Raw genomic sequence first — 2078 nt, 5'->3', positions numbered from 1 at the left:
ACGATGATGCCTTGGGTTTCTTTCAGGATATGGTCAATCGAGGGGTGGATGGATTCCAGCTCTTTCTGCCCGTTCTTCACCTCGCAATATGTCGGGATATTCTCCATCGGGCCGGGACGGTAAAGCGCCACAAGCGCCACGATATCCTCGATACAGGTGGGTTTCATGCGCTTGAGCGCATCCATCATGCCGCTGCTTTCCACCTGAAACACAGCCGTAGTTTTTGCGCTGGAATAAAGCGCATAGGATTTTTCGTCATCCAGCGGGATCGCCCCGATGTCATATTCAAACCCCGGCAGAACCTCGTAAAGCTGCGTCCCGTCAGCGGCGACGTTCAGCGTGCGTCCCGCCTTGCGGATCAATTCGACCGCGTTCTGGATCACCGTCAGGGTTTTCAGTCCCAAAAAGTCGAACTTGACCAATCCGGCCTGCTCCACCCATTTCATGTTGAACTGGGTCGCAGGCATGTCAGAGCGCGGGTCTTGGTAAAGCGGCACCAGTTCGTCCAGCGGACGGTCCCCGATCACGACACCGGCGGCATGGGTCGACGCATTGCGCAACAGCCCCTCGACCTGCTGGGCGTAGGTCAGCAGACGGTCCACGACCTCTTCGTTCTTGGCTTCTTCGCGCAAACGCGGTTCATCTGCCAAGGCCTTTTCGATCGAAACCGGTTTGACCCCTTCCACGGGGATCATCTTGGACAGCCTGTCCACCTGCCCGTAAGGCATCTGCAACACACGTCCCACGTCACGCACGGCAGCCTTGGACAAAAGCGCGCCAAAGGTGATGATCTGCCCGACTTTGTCGCGCCCGTATTTGTCTTGCACATAGCGGATCACTTCCTCGCGCCTGTCCATGCAAAAGTCGATGTCGAAGTCGGGCATCGAGACACGTTCAGGGTTAAGGAATCGTTCGAACAGCAGCGAATAGCGCAGCGGATCAAGGTCTGTAATCAGCAGGGCATAGGCCACCAGGGACCCCGCGCCAGAACCACGACCGGGTCCGACGGGAATCCCGTTATCCTTGGCCCATTTGATAAAGTCGGCGACGATCAGGAAGTAGCCGGGAAAGCCCATCCCCTCGATGATCCCCAGTTCGAACTCCAGCCGCTTTTCGTATTCGGCAATATCAGCCGCATGGGGGATCACGGCCAAACGGGCCTTGAGCCCCTCCTGCGCCTGACGGCGCAATTCGGCGACCTCGTCATCAGCGAATTTGGGCAGGATCGGATCGCGCTTGTACGCTTTGAAAGCGCAGCGCTTTGCGATTTCGACCGTGTTGGCAATCGCTTCGGGCAAATCGGCAAAGAGCGTCACCATCTCTTGCGGGGATTTGAAATAATGCTGCGGGGTCAACCTGCGGCGCGGTTCCTGCTGATCGACATAGGCGCCGCCGGCGATGCAGATCAGCGCGTCATGCGCCTCGTAAAGCCCGGTCTTGGGGAAATAGACATCATTCGTGGCGACAAGCGGCAGGCTCTTGGCATAGGCCATTTCGATATGGCCGCGCTCTGACAGGCGTTCGGCTTCGGGCAGGCCGCCTTCGCCCGGATGGCGCTGAAGTTCGACATAAAGCCGGTCAGGATAAATCGCTGCCAAGCGGTCGATCAGCGCCTCGGCCTTGGGGCGCTGGCCTTGGCGCAGCAATCGGCCCACCGGACCGTCCGGGCCTCCGGACAGGCAGATCAAACCGCTATGATACTGCGCCAATTCGTCCAGCGTCACCTGCGGCAACTGCCCGTCGCCTTTGAGATAGGCGCAGGAGTTCAGCTTCATCAGGTTCATATAACCCGCCTCGGACTGGGCGAGCAGGACAAGCGGCGCGGGTGCCTCGGCGCGTTTGCCGGGTTCGGGGGTCGTATAGGCCAGATCAAGCTGACAGCCGATGATCGGCTGAACGCCTGCCTTTGATGCGCCCTCGGAAAACTCCAAGGCGCAGAACATGTTGTTGGTGTCAGTGACCGCCACGGCGGGCATGTTCATATCCACAGCCATCTGCGGCAGTTTCTTGACCGGAATAGCCCCCTCGAGCAGGGAATACTCGGTATGGACACGCAAATGGATGAATCGGGGATCAGT

1 protein-coding gene is annotated in these 2078 nt (G+C 58.8%); it reads right to left on the bottom strand.

The genetic code is table 11. From position 1 onward, the window contains the following. Nucleotides 1-2078, bottom strand: a 2078-nt coding sequence (dnaE, locus tag NWQ23_RS14515; RefSeq protein WP_306167101.1) for a DNA polymerase III subunit alpha, incomplete at both ends; no start/stop codon positions are given.

This window comes from Yoonia sp. (assembly GCF_030731595.1).
In the GTDB taxonomy this organism is placed as follows: domain Bacteria; phylum Pseudomonadota; class Alphaproteobacteria; order Rhodobacterales; family Rhodobacteraceae; genus Yoonia.
Note: the sequence above shows the minus strand (reverse complement) of the source record. Positions and strands in the feature narration are given on the sequence as shown.